General features: G+C 41.0%; 21 protein-coding genes and 3 pseudogenes. 12 read left to right on the top strand and 12 right to left on the bottom strand.

The annotated features are described in order from the left end of the window. Window positions 1-176: 176 nt before the first annotated feature. Entirely contained in the window at window positions 177-1,307 is a 1,131-nt protein-coding gene (wecB, locus tag PUQ00_RS08165) for a UDP-N-acetylglucosamine 2-epimerase (non-hydrolyzing) (protein ID WP_300414977.1), read from the top strand. A gap of 294 nt (window positions 1,308-1,601) precedes the next feature. On the opposite strand, the gene PUQ00_RS08160 is transcribed toward wecB, so the two are convergent. The 4 genes and pseudogenes from PUQ00_RS08160 to PUQ00_RS08145 all read right to left on the bottom strand — a co-directional run bounded on the left by PUQ00_RS08160 (window position 1,602) and on the right by PUQ00_RS08145 (window position 4,796). Beyond that, complete coding sequence (locus tag PUQ00_RS08160) at window positions 1,602-2,255, bottom strand: peptidoglycan-binding domain-containing protein (RefSeq protein ID WP_300414975.1); 654 nt, start codon at window positions 2,253-2,255, stop codon at window positions 1,602-1,604. Between the two features lie 418 nt (window positions 2,256-2,673). Then, the gene (locus PUQ00_RS08155; protein ID WP_300414973.1) at window positions 2,674-3,084 is read right to left on the bottom strand and encodes a response regulator; all 411 of its coding nucleotides are present in this window, start codon (window positions 3,082-3,084) and stop codon (window positions 2,674-2,676) included. A gap of 174 nt (window positions 3,085-3,258) precedes the next feature. After that, window positions 3,259-3,969, bottom strand: a complete 711-nt coding sequence (locus PUQ00_RS08150) for a Crp/Fnr family transcriptional regulator (protein ID WP_300414971.1) — start codon at window positions 3,967-3,969, stop codon at window positions 3,259-3,261. Window positions 3,970-4,054: 85 nt separating this feature from the next. Then, window positions 4,055-4,796 (bottom strand): annotated as a pseudogene (locus PUQ00_RS08145) (Crp/Fnr family transcriptional regulator). A 577-nt stretch (window positions 4,797-5,373) separates the two neighbouring features. On the opposite strand from PUQ00_RS08145, the gene PUQ00_RS08140 reads away from it, so the two are divergent. Continuing rightward, the gene (locus PUQ00_RS08140) at window positions 5,374-6,495 is read left to right on the top strand and encodes a metallophosphoesterase (protein ID WP_300414969.1); all 1,122 of its coding nucleotides are present in this window, start codon (window positions 5,374-5,376) and stop codon (window positions 6,493-6,495) included. Between the two features lie 125 nt (window positions 6,496-6,620). On the opposite strand, the gene PUQ00_RS08135 is transcribed toward PUQ00_RS08140, so the two are convergent. Beyond that, the gene (locus PUQ00_RS08135; protein ID WP_300414967.1) at window positions 6,621-7,052 is read right to left on the bottom strand and encodes a nucleoside deaminase; all 432 of its coding nucleotides are present in this window, start codon (window positions 7,050-7,052) and stop codon (window positions 6,621-6,623) included. Between the two features lie 15 nt (window positions 7,053-7,067). Here PUQ00_RS08135 and PUQ00_RS08130 point away from each other — a divergent pair, with 15 nt between their 5' ends. Both PUQ00_RS08130 and PUQ00_RS08125 read left to right on the top strand, forming a co-directional pair. After that, window positions 7,068-7,991, top strand: a complete 924-nt coding sequence (locus tag PUQ00_RS08130) for a nucleoside hydrolase (protein ID WP_300414965.1) — start codon at window positions 7,068-7,070, stop codon at window positions 7,989-7,991. Between the two features lie 113 nt (window positions 7,992-8,104). Continuing rightward, complete coding sequence (locus tag PUQ00_RS08125) at window positions 8,105-8,569, top strand: DUF3375 family protein (protein WP_300414963.1); 465 nt, start codon at window positions 8,105-8,107, stop codon at window positions 8,567-8,569. Here the strand turns inward: PUQ00_RS08125 and PUQ00_RS08120 are convergent. Continuing rightward, window positions 8,533-9,374 (bottom strand): IS5 family transposase gene (locus PUQ00_RS08120; protein ID WP_300414961.1). Its coding sequence is split into 2 segments (ribosomal slippage): window positions 8,533-8,990 and window positions 8,990-9,374, totalling 843 coding nucleotides; the frame shifts between segments, so codons are not numbered across the junction. The two genes, PUQ00_RS08125 and PUQ00_RS08120, sit on opposite strands and share 37 nt — an antisense overlap. 2 nt (window positions 9,375-9,376) lie before the next feature. Here PUQ00_RS08120 and PUQ00_RS08115 point away from each other — a divergent pair. Together PUQ00_RS08115 and PUQ00_RS08110 are read left to right on the top strand one after the other, a co-directional pair. Continuing rightward, window positions 9,377-10,927 (top strand): SbcC/MukB-like Walker B domain-containing protein, encoded by a 1,551-nt coding sequence (locus PUQ00_RS08115; RefSeq protein ID WP_300414959.1) that lies wholly within the window; start codon window positions 9,377-9,379, stop codon window positions 10,925-10,927. Then, entirely contained in the window at window positions 10,920-12,098 is a 1,179-nt protein-coding gene (locus tag PUQ00_RS08110; protein ID WP_300414957.1) for a DUF3322 and DUF2220 domain-containing protein, read from the top strand. Before PUQ00_RS08115 ends, PUQ00_RS08110 begins: the two co-directional genes overlap by 8 nt. A 51-nt stretch (window positions 12,099-12,149) precedes the next feature. On the opposite strand, the pseudogene PUQ00_RS08105 reads toward PUQ00_RS08110, so the two are convergent. The 6 genes and pseudogenes from PUQ00_RS08105 to PUQ00_RS08080 all read right to left on the bottom strand — a co-directional run. Then, a pseudogene (locus tag PUQ00_RS08105) lies at window positions 12,150-12,323 on the bottom strand (NUDIX hydrolase); the annotation flags it as partial. Between the two features lie 115 nt (window positions 12,324-12,438). Beyond that, window positions 12,439-12,726: a hypothetical protein gene (locus PUQ00_RS08100; protein WP_300414955.1), complete on the bottom strand. Its 288-nt coding sequence runs from the start codon at window positions 12,724-12,726 to the stop codon at window positions 12,439-12,441. 192 nt (window positions 12,727-12,918) lie between these two features. After that, the gene (gene chlG / locus PUQ00_RS08095) at window positions 12,919-13,965 is read right to left on the bottom strand and encodes a chlorophyll synthase ChlG (protein WP_300414953.1); all 1,047 of its coding nucleotides are present in this window, start codon (window positions 13,963-13,965) and stop codon (window positions 12,919-12,921) included. After that, window positions 13,931-14,095 carry a hypothetical protein gene (locus tag PUQ00_RS08090; protein WP_300414951.1) on the bottom strand — a complete coding sequence of 55 codons (165 nt, stop codon included), beginning with the start codon at window positions 14,093-14,095 and terminating at the stop codon, window positions 13,931-13,933. The genes chlG and PUQ00_RS08090 overlap by 35 nt, the downstream gene beginning before the upstream one ends. 136 nt (window positions 14,096-14,231) lie before the next feature. After that, window positions 14,232-15,332 (bottom strand): ArsA family ATPase, encoded by a 1,101-nt coding sequence (locus tag PUQ00_RS08085; protein ID WP_300414949.1) that lies wholly within the window; start codon window positions 15,330-15,332, stop codon window positions 14,232-14,234. A gap of 120 nt (window positions 15,333-15,452) precedes the next feature. Then, the gene (locus PUQ00_RS08080) at window positions 15,453-15,641 is read right to left on the bottom strand and encodes a DUF2862 domain-containing protein (RefSeq protein ID WP_300414947.1); all 189 of its coding nucleotides are present in this window, start codon (window positions 15,639-15,641) and stop codon (window positions 15,453-15,455) included. 157 nt (window positions 15,642-15,798) lie between these two features. On the opposite strand from PUQ00_RS08080, the gene PUQ00_RS08075 reads away from it, so the two are divergent. The 6 genes and pseudogenes from PUQ00_RS08075 to PUQ00_RS08050 form a co-directional block, all read left to right on the top strand. After that, window positions 15,799-16,569 carry a Uma2 family endonuclease gene (locus tag PUQ00_RS08075; protein ID WP_300414945.1) on the top strand — a complete coding sequence of 257 codons (771 nt, stop codon included), beginning with the start codon at window positions 15,799-15,801 and terminating at the stop codon, window positions 16,567-16,569. Window positions 16,570-16,586: 17 nt separating this feature from the next. After that, window positions 16,587-17,321 (top strand): annotated as a pseudogene (locus PUQ00_RS08070) (Uma2 family endonuclease). A 240-nt stretch (window positions 17,322-17,561) separates the two neighbouring features. Next, entirely contained in the window at window positions 17,562-18,407 is an 846-nt protein-coding gene (locus tag PUQ00_RS08065; RefSeq protein ID WP_300415036.1) for an ABC transporter permease, read from the top strand. A 76-nt stretch (window positions 18,408-18,483) separates the two neighbouring features. Then, on the top strand, window positions 18,484-19,875 hold the full coding sequence (locus tag PUQ00_RS08060) for an ABC transporter ATP-binding protein (RefSeq protein WP_300414943.1): 1,392 nt from the start codon (window positions 18,484-18,486) through the stop codon (window positions 19,873-19,875). 152 nt (window positions 19,876-20,027) lie between these two features. Continuing rightward, window positions 20,028-20,549 carry a class I SAM-dependent methyltransferase gene (locus tag PUQ00_RS08055; RefSeq protein ID WP_300414941.1) on the top strand — a complete coding sequence of 174 codons (522 nt, stop codon included), beginning with the start codon at window positions 20,028-20,030 and terminating at the stop codon, window positions 20,547-20,549. A 22-nt stretch (window positions 20,550-20,571) separates the two neighbouring features. After that, a partial coding sequence (locus PUQ00_RS08050; RefSeq protein ID WP_300414939.1) for a class I SAM-dependent methyltransferase occupies window positions 20,572-21,568 on the top strand: 997 nt, incomplete at its 3' end.

Raw genomic sequence — 21,568 nt, 5'->3', positions numbered from 1 at the left:
GTAGACATTAGAGTTGAATTTAAGAAACAGTGCATTTACCCGGTTAAGCTGGGTTTTTTGATATTTTGTGTCATTTATCGTTTTATATTTATGGTTTATGTGATGATTGACCGCCAACTATTGACTATTAACCATAAACCATTGACTATAGACCTTTGGCAAATGACAGATGACAAATGACTAATCAAAAATGCGTTTGCATTATCTTGGGTACTCGTCCAGAAGCGATTAAACTAGCTCCAGTGATTCAGGTTTTCCAGAAGTGTTCAGGTTTTGAGTTGCAAGTAATTTTAACTGGACAGCATCGGGAGATGGTTGAGCAAGTTATGCAGCTGTTCAACATCAAGGCAGATTATAACTTGGAAATTATGCAGGCTCGACAATCTCTAAATGATATTACCTGCCGCAGTTTACAAGGGTTAGAAGCCTTATTCCAGGAGAAAAAGCCTAATTTAGTGCTGGTGCAGGGAGACACGACCACGGCTTTTGCCGCAGCTTTGGCAGCTTTTTATCAAAAAATCCCTGTGGGTCATGTAGAAGCAGGATTAAGAACTGATGATATATTCAATCCTTATCCAGAAGAAGCTAATCGGCGGTTAATTTCTCAAATTACTCAGTTGCACTTTGCACCAACTCCTTGGGCTGTGGAAAATTTGCACCGTTCTGGTGTTTTGGGTGAAATTCACATGACGGGTAATACGGTAATTGATGCGCTGTTGAATGTAGCTGCAACCCAAGTAGTTTGCAATGTCCCAGGGTTAGACTGGGAATCATATCGCGTTTTGTTGGCAACAGTTCATCGCCGGGAGAATTGGGGAGAACCTCTGCTAGCGATCGCTCAGGGCTTTTTACAAATTTTAGACAAGTTTCCTGATACAGCTTTGCTGCTACCATTGCACCGCAATCCGACAGTGCGAGTCCCGTTGCAGGAACTTTTAAGCAATCATCCCCGAATTTTCTTGACAGAACCTCTAAATTATGGCGAATTGGTGGGAGCAATTGGGCGATCGCATCTTTTGCTTACTGACTCTGGTGGTTTGCAGGAAGAAGCCCCCAGTTTGGGAAAACCAGTACTGGTTTTGAGAGACACCACCGAAAGACCAGAGGCTGTTGCAGCTGGTACAGCTAAACTTGTAGGCACTACGAGTGAGAACATTTTTGCAGCTGCTGCGGAGTTACTCAGTGATCCAGATGCTTATGAAGCAATGGCAAATGCAATCAATCCCTTTGGCGATGGTCATGCAGCAGAGCGCATTTTACAGATTGTGCAAAATTACTTGGGTTTTTCATCAGAAACATCAACTTAGTACTTAAATTTAACAAAATGCAAAATTTCTGTAATCTACAAGTTTAATTTAGCCAGGAGCATCAAAAAACGAACCACAAAGCAGAGGCAGCGCCTTGTGATGAATCCAGCGTTGCCGGTGGGTTTTCCGCCATAGGCGACTGATGAACCCGGAGGGGAGTTGCCCCGGTAGTTCCTTCTCCTGTCGGAGACGCTACGAGTAGCTTGCTTGTATTGCAGGGGTACAAGTCGGGCATTACTCACCCAAGGGACTGCCTCCCCGTTGTAGCGACTACCGTTACAAAGGGAAGAGGATCTAAATACCCAGAGATGATCGAGTTTCGGGGCCTACAACACCATCTACAAGTAGACCTTTACTTGCCTGAAAGCTGCGGACTCGGCTGACAGTTTCTTGACCGTAAATTCCGTCAACTCTGAGATTACCTAAAGCTGTTTGAACGTCTCTCACAAGCAGACCTTTAGAACCAGGGGTAAGAATTACCGAACCGCCAACACCACCAGGTCTAGTCACAGGACGATTGTTAGGTTTATCGCCAATCCATCGGGCAAAAATGTATCTACCCGTAGAAAGTCTAGCAAAACCGTTTTCATACCTTTCAATCGCTGGAAGTGTTGCGCCATTTGGTACACAGTCCACATATGAATAGTTGCTGCTTGGGCCTGTACGGACACGTAAACAACTGCCGTTAGTCTTGACATATGCAGCCGAACTCATTTCAATTTGGGTAACAGCAACAAGTAATACACCAACGCCAGCTAAAGCTAACCAAGCCGAAGATTTAAGCAGTTTTTTCCAATTCCATTGAGATTTGGTGATTCCAGATGCCTTTTCTTGAGCAATAGCTATGTCGGAAGATTTAAAAAGTTTTTTCCAATTCCATTGAGATTTGGTGTTTCCAGATGCCTCTTCTTGAGCAATAAACATGTGAGAATAAGCAAGATATTCCATGATCCGCTCCCTTAGATACAAAAATGAGTATTTCCAGAGAATTACTTGGTTCTTCTCTGTATTTATTCTTAGTATATTTTATATCTTTACCTTTCAACAGGTTTGTACTGGTAGCGAAATTAAGAAAAAATAAAATTAGTCTAGGACTTACGCACTTTACAAATTGAGTATCATGTGCATATCAAGCTTATTAAGATAAAAGTCTTGCCCTGCCTCGTTCCTGGGCTGCTGCCTCCCAGTTTGATAAGAGGCAGCAGCCCTCCCACAAGAGCATTACAAGGCTCTGCCTTGTAATGAGAGGTAAAGCACATTTGGTTATGTCTGTCAATGCGTAAGTCCTATAGTCAAAAGATTTCTGACAAAATAAATAAAATTTAGTTAAAGTTTACTGGCTTCTGCTTTGTCGCATCCAAATATGTCAAGCGTATAGTTCGAGTCTAGCTAAATTAGCAACCACAGAAGCTAACTCGTCTAAGTCTACTGGTTTGCATCGGTATATATCATAACCGGCTAATGATGCACGTTTACGGTCTTCGTCTAAAGCAGATGCCGTTAGAGCAATAGCTGGAATCTTTCTCCCTCGCTTTGCTTCCAGATTTCTGGCTTTCAAGAGCAGTGAGTAGCCGTCTTCATCTGGTAAATAAATGTCACTAATTAGGATGTCTGGTTTAAAAGATGACATTATTTCTAGAGCCTCACCTGCTAAAGCGGCTGTGACTATCTCTGCTCCGTCTAATTCAAACAGGAAAGTAAGTAATGTTCTCGTATCAGGGTCGTCATCCACAACGAGCAATCGCAGACCTTTAAAAGATATCGATTGATTTGACATTATTCTCGCGGCCTTGTAACTCAAACACTTGGAGTAGCAACTACCTCAAAAGGCAGGTATTTGTAAATGCCATTTGATGTCTATTTAACTAAATCTTAAAGGAACTAACTAGCAAGCGTCTGTCCGGTTTCGGACAGAATAACTTAAAATTATTTATTGGCGATCGCGCCTTGGCTAATTGCCCAGCAACCGAGCAAATTCGCCTTGTATGACTCGATAACACTCGCAGGAAGTTGCTTCCAAATCCTCTCGGTTCAGAATGCTAATATAACCACGCTGGTAGCGAATGATTCCGGTTCGGCTCAGGGTATTAGCCGCTACTGTCACACCGGAGCGCCGTACACCCAGCATCTGGGCGATAAATTCTTGCGTGAGCGGAAAATCCTCTGATTCTAGACGGTCAGAGACTGTCAGTAACCAACGAGCCAGCCGCTCCTCTAGGGTATGAAAACGGTTGCAGGCACATCCTTGCACCAGTTCAGTGTATGCAGCTTGTACATAGCGCAGCAGCAGCTTTTGAATAGCTCCGCCCTGATTGAACTCGGTTTTAAGTACACCTGCATCCATCTGCATAGCAGCACCCGAAACCTGCACAAACGCTTTTGTGGTTGTTGTCTTGCCTCCTAAAATTATTGGGATACCTAGCATCCCTTCATTGCTCACTATCCCAACTTCCATCATCGAGCCATCTTTCATATTAGTGACTAAAGAAACTACTCCGTGTTGGGGAAAATAGACCTGTGTGATCGGTTCTTTTGATTCGTAAATGACTTGCCGAGTCGAAAGCGAAACCAACTTCAGGTGCGGAACAAGACGCTGATAATCACTAGTTGACAAAGCCGCGAGTAACTTATTTACTTGCGGCTTAAGAGTGTTTTTGCTCACTGAACATTACATTAAAAGATAAATTTGCTCAATATACTTTAAATCAAGTGACTTTTGCGAGTCTGTTCGGTTTCGGACATATAACTCAAAAAAATTTTTTGGCTCGCTTACTGGGCTTCATGCCCAGTAAGCGAGCAAATTCGTTTTGTATGACTCTATAACACTCGCAAGAAGTTGCTTCCAAATCCTCTCGGTTCAGGATGTTAATATGACCACGGTGATAGCTGATCATTCCGGCTCGGCTGAGGGTGCTAGCCGCAACTGTAACGCCAGAACGACGTACACCTAGCATCTGGGCGATAAATTCTTGCGTGAGGGGAAAATCTTCTGATTCCAAACGCTCAGAGACTGTCAGTAGCCAGCGAGCCAGCCGCTCTTCTAAGGTATGCAGACGGTTGCAGGCAGCTGTTTGCGCCAGTTCAGAGTATACAGCTTGTACGTAGTGCAGCAGCAGGGTTTGAATAGCTCCGCCCGCATTGAACTCGGCTTTAAGTACATCTGCATTCATCTGCATAGCAGCGCCCGAAATCTGCACAAATGATGTTGTGGTTGTGGCCTTGTTTCCTAAAATTACCGGGATACCCACCATAATTGCTTACTATCCCAACTTCCACTGTTGAGCCATCTTCCATAGTAGTAACTATAGAAACCATTGACTTTTCAGGAAAATAGACGTGTGTCATCGGTTCGCCTGCTTGGTAAAGGATTTGCGGAACTTCGAGCGGAACTAGCTTTAGATGGGGGACAAGACGCTGATAATCACTGGCTGGCATAGCTGCGAGCAGCTTATTTGATGGTTGCTGAAAAAGGTTTTTATCTAATGACATTAGAAGTCACTCTTTTTAAAGTAGGTGACTTAAGAATCTAATCCCAATGTCAAAAGGTGTAATCCCTAAAAAAAGTTGTGATTAAAGATTTGAAAACAAGCTACTTAGAGATAAGTAGATTAAAACCTAAGCATTACTCAAGTTTCTAGCAGTTTTTAAATCATTTAAATATATTAACATATTTCATATCTTGCGGGTTCGCTTTTAGCGTTTTCAGAGAGTAACCGCTACGCCTCTATGAAATACAACGCCAAGTAGGAAATCTGTACACGCCCACTGTCTGTATTGCACAGAATTAAAATTGTTGAATCCTCGACTTGTCCTTTGCGCGTCTCCCCTTCTCTACAAGACGCGAAGCGAAGCGAGAAGCAACTGCCGTGTGGTTGCTAACCGCCAATTTACACTTAAGTTGACACGTATGAGCAATGTTCCCTACCGCGTGGTCTATTTAGCTGAAAATTGCTGTAATGTATACAAATGTTAAGTAAACGCACTCCTGAGCAGGGAGAGAGAGTAAGGGTTATACTTTTGGGAAAAGGCTTATTTTAACCCCTGCTTTTAACATTTTCATAAATCAATGGCTCTCAATTTTCGCTTTGCGGTAGTTAGCGACTTACACCTAGCACTTCCTCACACAATCTGGGATCATCCCAGTCGATTTCATTTAGTGGAAGTCAGTATCTCAGCATTTAAAAGTGTATTAGAACATTTAAGACAACTCGATTTAGATTTCTTGTTGTTGCCAGGAGATTTAACCCAGCACGGCGAACCAGAGAACCACGCCTGGTTGCAACAATGTTTAGCCCAGCTACCTTTTCCCGTGTATGTTGTTCCTGGTAATCATGACGTTCCTGTGCTGTTGGCTGATAAGCAATCAATTGGTTTTACAGATTTTCCCTACTATTACACGAAGTTTGGCTATGACGATCCACAGCAGATTTACTACATTCGTCAGTTATTGCCTGGAGTTAAGCTGATTGGACTGAATTCTAACTCTTTTAATGACCAGGGTGAGCAAGTGGGGTGTTTGGATACCAAACAGCTACGGTGGTTAGAAGAGGTGCTGGCGGCGTCTGGTGATGAATTAATTCTGGTGATGGTGCATCATAATGTGGTGGAGCATTTACCGAATCAATCGAGCCATCCACTGGCAAATCGCTATATGTTGTCCAATTCAGCAGAACTTTTGCAGTTGCTGAGGCGCTACGGAGTCAAGCTAGTGTTTACCGGGCATTTGCACATTCAGGATGTTGCTTACTCCCAAGGAGTATATGATATTACCACTGGTTCTTTAGTTAGTTATCCTCACCCTTATCGGGTGCTAGAGTTTCATCGGGATAACCAAGGTAAAGAATGGTTGCAAATTTCATCCCATCGCGTAGAGTCAGTGCCTGAGTTCCCCGACTTGCAACAGTCATCGCGGCAGTGGATGGGCGATCGCTCTTTCCCCTTCCTAGTCAAGTTACTAACTGACTCTCCATTATACTTACCATTATCACAGGCAAAAGAATTAGCTCCTAGTTTGCGCGACTTCTGGGCAACTATTGCCGATGGGGATGCAGTGTTAGATTACCCCGACTTTCCGCTAGAAGTGCGGCGCTACATTCAGACTTATGGTGCATCACAGCCTAACCCAGGCATGGTTACTAATGAAGCTCTTACCCTGATTGATAATAACAGCACACTTTTGCTGAGTTAGGAGTGATGAGTAACCTATTTCCATCAGCCCCTGTACCATCATGTTATTCTGTGTTCCTTTTTAGATAGCGATCGCACCTGCCATAATTCTGCGAGCAAAAGTCACCTTAACAGCGCTACTCCTAACTAATTACCGATATCTTCATTCCAAAGTTTCGGGTTAGTTTCAATAAACTCACTCATCATTTGTTCGCATTCGTCAAGATTAAGATCAATTACTTCCACACCGTGAGATACCATAAATTCTTTAGCACCAGGAAAAGTTTTGGATTCTCCAGCGATGACTTTTTTAATGCCAAATTGTACCACTGCCCCAGCGCACAGATAACACGGCATTAAGGTTGAATAGAGTGTTGTACCTCTGTAGCTGCCAACTCTCCCAGCATTGCGGAGACAATCAATTTCGGCGTGAGTGACAGGATCGGCGTCTTGCACACGTTTATTGTGTCCTCTGCCGAGAATTTTGCCATCCTTGACGAGAACCGAACCAATGGGAATTCCACCTTCTTGTCTGCCTTGTTTTGCTTCTTGAATTGCAGCTTTTATAAACTCATCCATATTAATTCTCCTTTTATGACAAAACAACTTGTATTAATGGATCACGATGGTGGTGTAAATGATTATCTAGCAACTATGCTGCTGTTGACAATGGATCATATTGAACTCCTTGGTGTTGTCGTCACTCCAGCCGATTGTTATGTCCAACCGGCTGTTAGCGCCACACGTAAAATTATCGATTTGATGGGATTTTCTCATATCCCGGTTGCAGAAAGTACTGTGCGCGGTATCAATCCATTTCCTACTCTCTATCGCCGTGATTCATTTATCGTTGACCATCTCCCGATTCTCAATCAAAGCGAAACCATCACTACGCCTCTAGTTGCCGAAACAGGTCAAGATTTTATGATCGAGGTGTTACGTAACGCATCAAGCCCGGTAACGTTGATGGTAACTGGGCCGTTGACGACGGTTGCAGTGGCTTTAGACAAAGCACCGGAAATTGAAGCGAAGATTCATAAGATTGTGTGGATGGGGGGTGCGTTGAATGTTGGTGGTAATGTGGAAAAAAGTTTAGAACCTGGACAAGATGGTTCTGCCGAATGGAATGTTTATTGGGACGCAATTTCAGCAGCGCGGGTATGGCAAACCCAAATTGAAATTATTATGTGTCCTTTGGATTTAACTAACAATGTCCCAGTCACATCAGAATTAGTGCAAAAAATGGGGCGACAACGCCATCATCCCATCTCTGATTTAGCCGGACAATGTTATGCACTAGTTATCCCCCAGGATTATTATTTTTGGGATGTGCTGGCGACAGCTTATTTGGGACACCCCGAATTCTATAAGTTGCGTGAATGGGAAACAGAAATTATCACGACTGGTCTGAGTCAGGGGCGGACTAAAGTTGTCTCTGGTGGTCGGAAAATTTCTGCAATGGATCAGGTAGATAAAGAAGCTTTTTATGCTTACATTTTGCAGCAATGGGCAAGATAAAAAACTAAAAAGTAGAAATTAAACTTCAAAGTTAGCTGTGTTGAGAAATTACGACTATAGTTGTTTGCATTGTCTTTTCTTAACTCTGCTTTACTTCATGATCAAAAACTGCTATGAAATACGAACAAATTAAGCATGAATTAAAAAACTCTCCCACCCTGAAGCTTTTACGAAGCCATAACGATAACAACACTGCTCTAATTCTGAGTTTTTTTTACGAACAGTTTAAGGTAACTCAGCGCATTTCTATCACTCAATCAGACTTAGAAACTAAACTGGATAACTATCTGGAGTTTCTGCAAGACATTTATCCAGATATTGCTCGTCAATCGCCTAAACAGTATCTCAATGAATGGTGTAATGACCAGCTTTTGAGAAAAAGGTTTAACAGCAGTGACGATCCAGAATTTACACTAACTCCGGCTGCTGAAAAAGCGATCGCGTGGTTAGAAGACCTGAAGCGGCGAGAAGAGTTTGTGGGAACTGAATCTCGCTTCTTACAGATTTTCTCACTATTAAAGAGACCTCTTGCAAAAGTCACTCAGGAAGATTTGATTTTGGGGAGAAAAAGCTCGTAATTGTAGAGAGCAGCAATCAGATTAAACCGCAAACTAAATCTTTTTCGGCGATTTCTATAAGTAAGAGACAAAACTTTAAATATCTTTAACCTGCGATTTACATGCGCACATAAAAATCTAATTTTGGCTAATTCTTGATTACTCTTTTTATCTTCATAACTTAATTTACCGCCCCTGGGTTTTTTCTTGGGAATCCGACTATTGCTATGGATTTTTTGAATACCTTGATAACCTTTATCTCCCAAGCACTCAATGTTTTGTCTTAACCTAACTTTACTATTTTTAAATATCCGAAAATCATGCTCTCTACCCTTGCCATGAGCGGTACAGATGATTTGACCATTGGCTTGGTCTACTATTACTTGTGACTTCAGCGTATGCTGTTTCTTTTTACCACTGTAGAAGTTTTTCTGTTTTTTTTAGGACGTTCAATTGGACTTTCTGTCACATCAACCACTACCACTTCTAACTGATAATTAGAACTAGCCAAATTTTTCTTGCCAGGAAGAGTAAAAGTTCTGGATTTAACCAGTGTATCTTCTATTTTTCGGATAATTCGATATGCTGTAGACTCGTTTACTCCCCAACTTTGACCAATATGAAAGTACGTGCGGTATTCTCTCCAATATTCCAATGTCATCAACAATTGGTCTTCCATGCTGAGTTTAGCTGGTCTTCCTGTTTTTTGTTTTGTTTCCTTTTGCGTTCGCACGATCTTTAGCATCTGGTTAAAAGTCTCTGGACGTACACCACACAAGCGTTTGAAGTCTTCCGGCTTTAGGATCTTTACTTGTTCGTAGGTCATTAATGCTACCCAACTCTAACTTATTTGTCCCACGCATCTGGGACTTTTGCAAGAGGTCTATTCTGGGTTGGAATAATGCCAGCAAAATCAACGCGCTAGAAATTGACTTAATTGAGTTTAATAAACAACTTGCTCAGATTGAGAAAGAAATTCAATCGCTAGATAGTCAGCTTAAAAAGCGCCGTCAGCAAACATCCTCGCTGGAAAATTTCATGAGATTTACCGACTCCAGTGAAATTGATTGGCGATCGGCAGAACTTGATTGCCAGAACCTTCAGAAACAAAAGCAGCAGCTAGAAGCCAGTTCTGACCATCTCAAGCAGTTAGAAGCGCAACTTGAGTCAACCAAGGAAGAAATAGCCCAAGCCGATCAACGACGCACAGCTTTGATTGGAGAAATTCGGACTCTTGAAAATCGGCAACGCCAAGCCCAAATTGAGCAAAGGGATTGTGAAATTAAACTTCAATCTGTTACTGCTTCAGCCATTGAGAAATTTGTGACGCGCATGGCAGTAAAACTCAGGCAATACAAGATGACACTAGAAGCGATCGCTCAAGATGAGTCTGACTTGCAAAAATACCTTGAGCAAGAACTTCGCCTAAGAGAGCGACAACAGGATGACTCCCGTAGCGCCTTGACTATACGAATGCACAACTTTAAGAATGCTTTTCCTGAAATAACAGTAGAACTGGCAATAACGCTTGATTTTTTAGACGAATATCTTCAGCTAAAGACTCAAATTGAGCATGATGATTTACCTCGTCACGAAGAACGGTTTAAGCGTTTGATGACTGGCAAAGTTATCGAAGCAATTGTAGGATTTAAGGGGCAATTAGAGAAACAAGAAGAAGAAATACAGGAAAATATTGATGAGTTAAATAAATCTTTACGACAAGTGGATTACACAGATTTAACTTACATTGAGTTGTGCTATGAACCAAGCCATAATCAGGAAATTAAAAATTTTAAGGAAGATTTAAAAATTTGCTTGGGTGATGTTGCTTACCAAAGTGCTGAAGACAACGAGCAACGTTTTCACAATATTAAAACTCGCCTCATTGAAAGGTTCAAATCACAGGAGCAGCGTTGGACATTATTAGTAACAGATGTCCGAAATTGGCTAGGTTTTTCAGTGATTGAACGCTATCGTTCAGACAATATTGAAAAAGAACATCATACTGACTCATCTGGTAAATCTGGTGGGCAAAAAGTTAAATTAGCATACACTATCCTGGCATCTGCGATCGCTTATCAGTTTGATTTAAATCAAGACACTGCAAAAAATAAATCTTTCCGGTTTGTTGTTATTGACGAAGTATTTAGTAAATCAGATGACAATAATGCTCGTTATGCAATGGAACTATTTAAAAACTTGAACGTTCAACTGTTAGTCGTCACTCCCAAGGATAAAATTAATGTAATTGAGTCATACATTTCTAGTCTTCATTTTGTCTCTAATACACTTGAAGGTAACTTCTCTAGTATTACTTCCATTTCAATTGAAAAATATCGACAAAAGCGCCAGCTTACCTTAAGTAAAAGTCATGATTAGTCCTGTTCAAATTATACAAAAAGCTGAACGTCTTTATCCATCCTTTCTCAGTTCAGTAATTACAGGAAATAATTTTTTTCCAATCGACTTTTCAATTGGTTCTCTTCCTAAAGATTATCTTGCTTTACGAGAAGCTGTTACTCAGTTAATCAGCAAGTCTAAACAAGATTTAGGCTATGGCTACACACTTGAACTGGAAACTCGTAAGCTTCATAAGCTTGGACAGCAGTCTTTGCCTCAACGCATTAGTATTGAGACAGAACAGGACTACTTAAAACTACTAAAAAAGGAGAAAGAGTTCTCAAAATTCAAGACAGATATAGAATTAATTCTTTTTGAAGTTCCTGAACTGAATTGCTGGCTTAACCAAAACCCTGTAAAAGTGATTGAATATAGCGATCGCTGGAGTGATTTACTAAAGGTTTGCCGATACTTTCAATCTAATCCCAAACCTCATCTTTATATTCGAGAATTACCTATTCAGGTTCACACTAAATTTATCGAACAGAATAAGGGTATTTTACGCAATCTTTTAGAAGCTATCCTACCTACTGAACTGCTTTCGTCAGTACAAGGTGAGAAACAATATGTTTTTGAAAAGCGATTTTCTCTCAGGTATGGTGAGCCTCTCATCCGATTAAGAATTTTAGATCAAGTATTAAAAGCTAAGTATGACTTTCCATTTGATGACATAAGTAGCACTATTTCCGAGTTCAGACAGCTTAATTTAAAGGTGCATCGTTTCTTTATAGCTGAAAACTTGACGAATTTTCTAACCCTACCTGCTCTAGAAAACAGCTTTGCCCTATTTGGCAGCGGATACGCTATTCAAATATTGAAATCTGTAAACTGGCTTGCGTATTGTCCTATCTTTTACTGGGGTGATTTGGATACCGATGGATTTAAGATCCTCTCTCAACTCCGCTCTTATTTCCCTCAAGCTATTTCCATAATGATGGATGTAAAAACGTTTGAAACTTTTAAAGAATTTGCTGTTACTGTTGCAGAATCAACTGCGGAAAATTTACTTTATCTGACTCCTCAAGAACAAGCTTTATATTCCTATTTATCTATTCACAATAAAAGCTTAGAGCAAGAACGCATTAGTCAAGATTCTGCCTATCGATACATACACAATTCGTGCGTTAGTATAGCTGACTTAAGCAGGTAGCAAAATACCAAAAAGCAACACGGATTATTAATTAAGTAATCAAATTTCAACCTAGAAGAGAGCCGCAACAGTTACCACTACAGAAATTTCACCTTGAATAATTTTATCTAAAACTGATTCTACAGGAATAAATATAACTTCAATCTCTTCTGTAATATCTAGTTGTTGCTTTCCAACTTTGGTCACATTTTCTGCTAAAAATAAATGTATTTGATTCGTATTTTTACAATGTAGGCTAAAGCAGCGTTAATTTGATTGTCTGTGAGATCAAATAGAGCACAGATAAACACTTCATGAATAGTGAAGTAAATGGGTATGCAATTCACCCACTCCCGACTCACTAATACAGATAAGGATTCGTCTTCGGTTGATAGTCAGAACAATTGATCGCTTCTTCTGTATTGGCAATAGATGGGCGTATTGTACATTTAAGACGGTAATTGTCGGTAAAAAATTGGCAACCAGTACAGGGGATTTGATGCATTTGCTTGGCTGTAGTCACACTATCTCGCGCCGCCGTCCAGAGACTCAAAACAACGAGAATAATTATAGTCCAAGCAACGACGAAGCAAATCGGGACTAAAAAAGGTTGAATCCCATGAATGAAGAAAAATATCAGTTTAAACACGGTATGTCGCTATACAAATTAGGAGTTAAAAGTATATTAACTCTTAACCGGAGGGGAACGCCTCCGGCTTTGCTCCTAATTCTTAACTTCTCACTAGATACAGCAGAATTCATAAATAAAACACGCTTTATACCTGCCTTTGAGACTTAACTTGTGTACTTCACCTTCCTTGAAATGTGCTGTAGGTATAACTTAGACGCCAGCATGACCCAGCGCTAAACCTGTTACCAGCATTCCTAAAACAAGGAACGGTTGGGCGCTGGCTTGGTACTTAACATCATTCTTCACGGGGTCACGCAGGAAATACATATCCTGCAAGGTGATTTGCGGGATGATTAACAGTACTAGTATTGCTGCGTACAAATTCTCATGGATGCTGAGGAGATAAGCTGCGATCAATCCTTGAAAGACATCAATCGTCACTACACAAATCCAAGCCGCAGTGGTGATGCCAAACATTACGGGTAGTGACTGTAATCCTAGCTGACGATCGCCTTCTACACTCTTAAAATCATTGACAATGGCAATACCCAATCCAGCCAAGCTGTAAAACATTGTCAAAATCACAATTGTGGAATTGAGATCACCAAATAAAGCGTGTCCTGTAGACCAAGGTAGGGTAATATAGCTTGCACCCAAGGCGTAGCTGCCTAACCAGCCGTTTTGCTTGAGTTTCAGGGGAGGTGCAGAATAAATGTAGGCGATGAAAGAACCGATGATTGCGATCGCTGTAATTGTCGGAAATTCATGACCCGACCACACATCTAGCACAAATGCTAAACTATTGCCAGCAATCAGTAATACCCAAATCTGAATAATTACTTGGGAAAGGGGAATTGCCCCAGAGGGAATGGGGCGATAGGGTTCATTGATCGCATCGATTTCGCGATCGTAGTAATCATTGAGGATTTGGGTGTAACCTGTCATCAATGGCCCAGCCAATAACATACAGGTTGCTACCTTCAAAACATTTTCCAGCGTCCAAGTATAGTTACCAGAAGAAGCCGCACCACAGACTACGCCCCAAATTAGGGGAATCCAGGTAATCGGCTTCATTAGCTGCAAACGAATTTTCCAAATTGAAGTTTCCCCTGCTGCTGCACCTTTCATCCCCAAAAGTTGCCTAGTTTTTGCACTGCGATCAGCAGATGCGTTCGCTTGCTCGTTGCGATTATTTACCACTGAGTCTAGCGCCTCAGATGGGTTAGGGTCTGGGGTAATGGGAGTTGATTCTGACATAATTTTTACTGATTAATAGAGCATTGGGCATTGGGCATTGGGCATTGGGCATTGGTGAGCCAGTGCGTTGGGCGGGCAATGCCCGACTTGTTCGCGTAGCGTTTCCCTTAAAAGAAGCAACTGGCGTCATTGGGCATTAGGTATTGGGTATTGGTTATTGGTTATTAATTTTTTTCCCTCACTCCCTCACTTTCTCACTCCCTTACTCCCTCACTCCCTCATCTCCCATGCCCCATGGCCCATGCCCCATGCCCCATACCCATAACTTAAAACGAAATTATCAAATAATTATTCTGAAACTTTGCTCCAGCAACGGGTCTGCCACTCAGAGCCGGGGGTAAGGCAATATTGCGTCGCTGGTCTCCTGCTTCTACCGTGACTTCTGGCCCATATTGGGTGAGCTTGACCTGCTTTTTGTCAAATCCTGGCAAGAATAAGCGCACTTGACGGTTGTGGAGGTCTATCTCAATTGGTTTGGGAGCCTGTAGAGCTTGTGCTTCAAAGTTGGGTAGGGCATCTATCAGTGGTTGCCAGTCACCTGTTGGCGAGTCGGGAACGACGCTCACTTTTAGGGGTATAAATTCCTCTAACAGCTTGACATTGTTCTCAGTAGACACAAGCAGAACACCACCGACAGTTAAACCGATTTGTTGAGCACTACCCCACAAATAACGGGCATTTGCTACCTCAATGGGATCTCCTGTGGTTACTAAGAATGCAGCGAGACGCTTGGGGTCAGCAAGAGCGGCTCTCCCCTTTTCTAATAAATTATTGACTTGGTTAGTGGGCCCTGCAAAGTTATCTGCTGTCCAGTTGATATTGAAAAAACTGCTAATCACTGGTTGAATCAAGGGCGATTCAGTAATCGTCTTCCCCAAATCGGAGTTGACAAACAATTGCCGAAATCGCCGGACATACCAACTGAGAGATTCTGGTAAACCCAACGTTCGCAACGTTAAAGAGTCACCTGTGCCATCGTAGACGATCGCATCATATTTGCCACTGGCATCATATTCGCGGATAGCATTCAGGGCTAGGGCACTGTCCATCCCCGGCAACACTACCAGTTCTTGACCAAAAACGTCTTTGAAGATGGGCGTGCGGAGATATTGCGCCTCAAGTTTCTTCAGTTCATCCCAGTTGCGTTCTAGTAGTACAGATGCTTGAAACTGGACTGCTTGCAAATTGGGAGCGATTTCCTGGGGATCGGCAGCAATGGGAGTACCGAGCAGAATTGCCAATGTTGGTTCTGCTTGTCCTGCTAGAAGTACGCGCTTGCCTTGACTTGCCAATAATTTGGCGGCGGCGATCGCAATTTTGGTACGAGCGGTGCCGCCTTTGCCCAAAAATGTCAAGATTAGAGCCATTAGTTGATTCCTATTTTCACCGCCGAGCTTTTCAACTCCAACTTAGCACTCAATAAAGACTCTCAACCTCTGATTTCAACTTTATAGTCTAAGAAAAACCCGGATCTGAGTTCTTTACTACTACACAGGTTTGATTTCATCTTCAAAAAACCAACTGGAAGAATTGTCGTCAAACAGCACCACTACACCGATCCCACCATCAGTGACTTTGTAGCCTTGGATGATACCCACTTGTCCGAGTTTTTTCACAATGGGGGGAGAAACGCGATCGCGCAAACGAAAAACCTTAACCTTTTGTCCGATTTCCATGCCTAATTACAATGCAATAAACCAAGTCTCAGTGTAGCGGAATCCGTGACTCTGCTCTCACAAATTCAGGGGAGATGAGAAGAACCATAACTCCTAACTCCAAACTCCTGACCTAACAGCTTAAAATTAAATCAACAACCAAACTCTTATATACCCAATGTTTGTCACAGCGCAAGAGCTAGAACAACAGATGCCCGATGCAACTCGGTTGTTAAGTGATGAGCCGGAGATGGAAACTTCATTGCACTATATGCAGCTACTGCTGCTAGTAACTTCCCTTGAGTGGCTGTGGCGTGACTGTAATGATTTCTTTATAGGTGCGAATTTAACAATCTATTTTAGCCGTCAGCAGTTGCGAAATCGAGATTTTCGAGGCCCAGACTTTTTTTTAGTCAAAGACACCGAAAAGCGATCGCGCAATTCCTGGGTAGTATGGGAGGAAGATGGTCGTTATCCAGATTTGATTATTGAATTACTTTCTGAAAGTACGGCTGATATTGACCGGAATTTGAAGAAAAATCTTTATGAAAATCGATTTCATACACCAGAATATTTTTGGTTTTCGCCGGAGAATTTGGAATTTGTGGGTTTTGAATTGGTAGGTAACAAGTATCAGGAAATTACACCAAATACGCGGGGATGGCGTTGGAGCGATGTGCTTAGGCTGTATTTAGGCATCGAAGGAGGTAAATTACGCTACTTTACACCCGATGGTGATTTAGTTCCAACACCAGAGGAAGCTGCTATTATGGCGCAACAGGTGGCTGTTGAGGCGCAGCAACAGGCATCACAAGCGCAGCAACAAGCATCACAAGCGCAGCAACAGGCATCAGAGGCAGAATTGAAGTTGGAACAAGAACGGCTGCGATCGCAACGGTTGGCGGAACGTTTGCGATCGTTAGGAGTTAATCCAGATAGCTTGAGTTAAGCAACAAAGTAGTAGTGATGTATCAACCAATTCCACCCCGTCCGCCCCAAGAAACCATGCCGACGATGTATGATTTACCTAGCGAATTAGTCGGGGAATCAGGTTTGCCAGATGAATTTCATTGCATTCAGGCAGATTTCCTCAGTGAAACTTGTCAACCTCCCAACTATTCATCTGAGGAAATTTTAGTTGCTAGGGACTTGAACCTTTACTACGACCCCCGCCATAGCTTATGGTACAAGCGTCCTGATTGGTACTTAGTTTTGGGAGTAGCTAGTGCTAGTCAACAAGAAAACCTCCGCTTAAGTTACGTCGTTTGGCAAGAGGGAGTTGATCCATTTTTAATCGTGGAATTACTTTCCCCAAGTACAGAATAAGATGACTTGGGACAAAGATTAAGGGAGGTAAATCAACCCCCGACGAAGTGGGAAGTATACGAAGGGATTTTGCGGGTTCCCTACTACGTTGTTTATGACCGTTATGAAAATAATCTCCGCGCCTTTCGACTCACTGGCACTAGTTATGAGGCAATTTCCCTAACAGAAAACCGTTTCTGGCTGGACAAGTTAGAACTAGGATTGGGGCTATGGCAGGGTACTTATCAGCAAACAACAGGTTTATGGTTACGTTGGTATAATACCGCGGGTTGGGTGCTGACGTTGACGGAACAGGCCCAACAAGAGCGCCAACGTGCTCATAGACTAGCAGAATATTTGCGATCGCAAGGAATTGATTCAGATGGTTTGAATTAAGCAAAAACTCCCGTCCTTAACAATAAAGCCAGCCTTGTCGCCATATTTATGATTTTTAGCAAAAATATACTTAGCAATATCCGATTTATTGTATAATTACCAAGACGATTTGGGTAGAATTTTCTAGTAATAATATAATATTCCCCAAGAAATACAAGGATGCCTTCATAGCTATAAAGCTTTATAGAGAAAAATTGGGTGTGTAAGTAGTGAATGAGGAAGCGGTAATTGTTACGAACAATGCGAGGATTTGTACGTAAAACAGGTAATCTAAGACGCATCCTGCCGATATATGAACCGTTTAGGGCAAAGTTTGACTTGCTGAGAACTTTAGTGCGTCGGGATTTAGAGGCGCGCTACAAGGGTTCTGTTTTAGGCAATTTGTGGCCTTTGTTAAATCAGTTATCACAATTACTGATTTACACTTATGTGTTTTCGATCGTGTTGAAAGTGAAGTTAAGTGTGAAAAGTTTACCAGAAAATAACTTCACCTTTGGTTTATGGCTATTTGCGGGATTAGTGCCTTGGATTGCTTTTAGTGGTGGTTTGAATCAGTCTGCTAGTTCCGTAATCGTACAGCCAAATTTAGTCAAGAAAGTGGTGTTTCCTCTAGGATTGTTACCACTAGTGCCAATTTTCTCAGCTTTTATTGAGAGTTCCTTCGGTTTAATAGCATTGATTTTTTTTGTGGCGATCAGTTCTCATACTATACACACTTCCTTGGCATTATTGCCGTTGGTCTGGATACCGCAGTTATTGCTAACGGCAGGATTAGGCTATTTAGCGGCGGGACTAACAGTATTTTTGCGAGATATCCCGCAGAGTTTAGCGGTAATTTTAAATATTTGGATGTATTTGACACCAATAATTTATCCAGCCTCAGCAATTCCAGAGGAATGGCGGCGATTGGTATTTTGGTTAAATCCGATGACAGCGATCGTTGAAGGATATAGAGATTTAATTTTAGTAGGAGAAATCAAACATTGGAGCGAGTTAGAAGTTTCCTCGTTAATTGCGTTAGTAATTTTTTGTAGCGGATTTTGGTGTTACCGTCGCCTGCGTCCAGCTTTTGCAGATGTATTATAAACACGAATTTTAAAGTGTAGATGCCATAATTGTCTTTGATTTATAGTGTGGTAGTTTTGAGGATTGACAGCAAAATATGGGAGAGAAAATTGTAATTTCCCTGAATAATGTATCTAAGTCTTTTAAACGGTATGCTCGTCCTGTAGATCGACTCAAAGAAATTTTGCTACCAGGAAAAAGTAGAGCAGATGAATTTTGGGCGCTGCGCGATATTAACTTGAATATTCCCAAGGGAGAAACTGTGGGAATTATTGGTAAAAATGGTTCTGGCAAAAGTACACTCCTGCAAATTATTGCCGGGACTATGACTCAAACTAAAGGTAATGTAAAAGTTAATGGTCGAGTTTCGGCATTGCTAGAGTTAGGAAGTGGATTCAACCCAGAGTTTACCGGACAACAAAACGTATTTTTTAATGGACAGATACTCGGCTTAAGTAAAACAGAACTTGAGCAAAAATTTGAAGAAATAGCCGCATTTGCAGATATAGGAGATTTTATTGATCAACCTGTTAAAACTTATTCTAGTGGTATGTTTGTCCGCTTGGCCTTTGCAGTAGCGATTAATGTTAATCCCGAAATTTTGATTGTAGATGAAGCTTTGTCTGTAGGAGATGGCATATTTGTGCATCGCTGTATGGCAAAAATTAAAGACTTTCAAGACTCTGGTGGAACCATTTTATTTGTGTCTCATGATCTAGCATCTGTAAATCGTCTGTGTTCAAGTGCTATTTGGATTAATCATGGTCAAATTGTTGAAAAAGGTACTCCAGTAGATATTAGTAAATCATACCAAGCCTGGGTATATGAAAAAATAAATGATGGAATAAAAAATAAGACAGAACGCTTAAGTGATTCACAACCAGATATAGAAATAATCAAAAATTCCGAAGGAAACATAGAAGTTAAATCGGATAAATATATAGAAAATCTAAATCAAAATTATTTTACTAAAAAAGAATTCCTGTCCTTTCCGACAGTTAAGAGGTTTGGTACGGGACGTTGTGAAATTTTAAGCTTAGAAATTTTCAACGACGAAGGGCAAAAAACAGGTTTTGTTATGCCTAATGATACTTTGATAATCTGCACAAAAATTGTCAGTCACGACCACATTGAAAGTCCCATCTTTGGTATTACAATGTATGACAGATTAAGAGTACCAATTGCTGGATGGAACACACATCAGTATAAGCATCCATTACCCAAATTTGAAAAAGAAAAATTGATTAGTGTGAAATTTAACATAAAATGGCCTCATATTAAAAGTGATACTTATTCACTTGAACCTGCCGTAGCCGATGGTAGCCAGGAAAGCCATGAAATGATGGATTGGTTACAGGCTCCTATCGCTATAGAGTCGGGAGTTACCGATTTAACTTTTGGTTTTATTAGATTTACCAAAGTTACTGTTTCCCATGAAGTCGATATTTTCTTAACAAATCAATTATTAACAAATACCTTAACAAAATGATTTGTTATTGTTGCGGTTCGAGTAACTTAAAAGCTGACGATGTTTTGTGGAGAGAATTAATCGATGAATGGCGTATAGCATCTTATGAAGTCAAATATATTAACAAACAGCAAGGTCTACATTGCATAGACTGTAAGTCTAATTTACGCTCAATGTCACTAGCCAAAGCAATAATGAGATGTTTTGGTTATACGGGGTTTTTTAAAGATTTTGTGAAAGATAAAAAAAACCAAAACTTACAAATACTAGAAGTTAATGAAGCGGGGAGTTTAACAAAGTTTTTAGTCGAAATACCAGGTCATACCTTAAAAGTATATCCAGAAATGGATATGATGAATATGAATATCGCAAATATGACTTTTGATTTAGTTGTTCATTCAGATGTTTTAGAACACATCAAGCATCCAATTCGAGGTTTATCGGAGTGCTACAGGGTATTAAAGCCTGGGGGATATTGTGCTTTTACTATACCGATGATTGTTGATAGGCTAACTATTTATAGAGAAGGTATGCCTGCAAGTTATCATGGTTCTCAAGAAAATCAACCAGATTTTGTAGTTCATACAGAATATGGATGTGACGCGTGGAAGCACGTAATCCAAGCAGGATTTCCAGAGTGTCGGCTGTTCTCTGTTGACTATCCTGCTGCACAAGCATTAGTAGCAGTAAAGTAATTTTATCAAGTTGATAGTAAGTATGGAATTTACAGGTGAGAGATACGTTCCTTCTCTAAATGGTCAAATTAAATATGAGCATCTACATCGATATGCTCTATGTGTTGACTATGTAGCTGGGAAAACTGTATTAGATATCGCTTGCGGTGAAGGATATGGTTGTGCATTGTTCGCAAGTACAGCCAAGTCAGTTGTTGGAGTTGATATAAACTCTGAAGTTGTAGATTATGCCACTAATGAGTATAGTACTCATAATAATGTAAGGTTTATAGTGGGTTCGTGCGACTCAGTACCACTATCCGATAATTCAGTTGACGTAGTAACATCTTTTGAAACAATCGAGCATCACGATAAGCATGAAGAAATGATGCAGGAGATTAAGCGAGTTCTTAAGCCGGATGGAGTCTTAATTATTTCCTCTCCTAATCGCTTAACTTATTCAGATGAACCGAAATATTCTAATCCATTTCATGTCAAAGAGCTTTACCATGATGAATTAGCAGCCTTATTGAGACGTTATTTTGGTTATGTTGAGATTTATGGACAAAGAATAGCTATAGGTTCTTTCATATTTGAATTAGAAAATTCCAAAGCAAATGTTTTTAAAGCTTATACAACAGACGGTAATCAAGTCGAGCAAAAAGTTTCTAGTTTAAATGCACCAATTTATTTTTTTGCAGTATGTTCCAACAAGAGTTTTACTACTAAGCCAAATATTGATTCAGTCTATATTGATAGCCAGGATGATTTCTTGAAGTTGATGGAAATAGGTTTGCATCAAACTCAGACAGAATTAGAGCGATCACAATCTCAATTACAAGAAACTCAGACACAATTTGAGCGCTCGCAATCTCAATTACAAGAAACTCAGACACAATTTGAGCGCTCGCAATCTCAACTGCAAGAAACTCAGACACAATTTGAGCGCTCGCATTCTCAACTGCAAGAAACTCAAGCTGAATTAGAGCGATCGCACTCTCAAGTGCAACAAACTCAGGCTGAATTGGAGCGATCGCAGT

Source organism: Nostoc sp. S13 (assembly GCF_029379315.1).
GTDB lineage: Bacteria > Cyanobacteriota > Cyanobacteriia > Cyanobacteriales > Nostocaceae > Nostoc.
The sequence above is the reverse complement of the archived record's forward strand: the minus strand, read 5'-3'. Positions and strand labels throughout refer to the sequence as shown.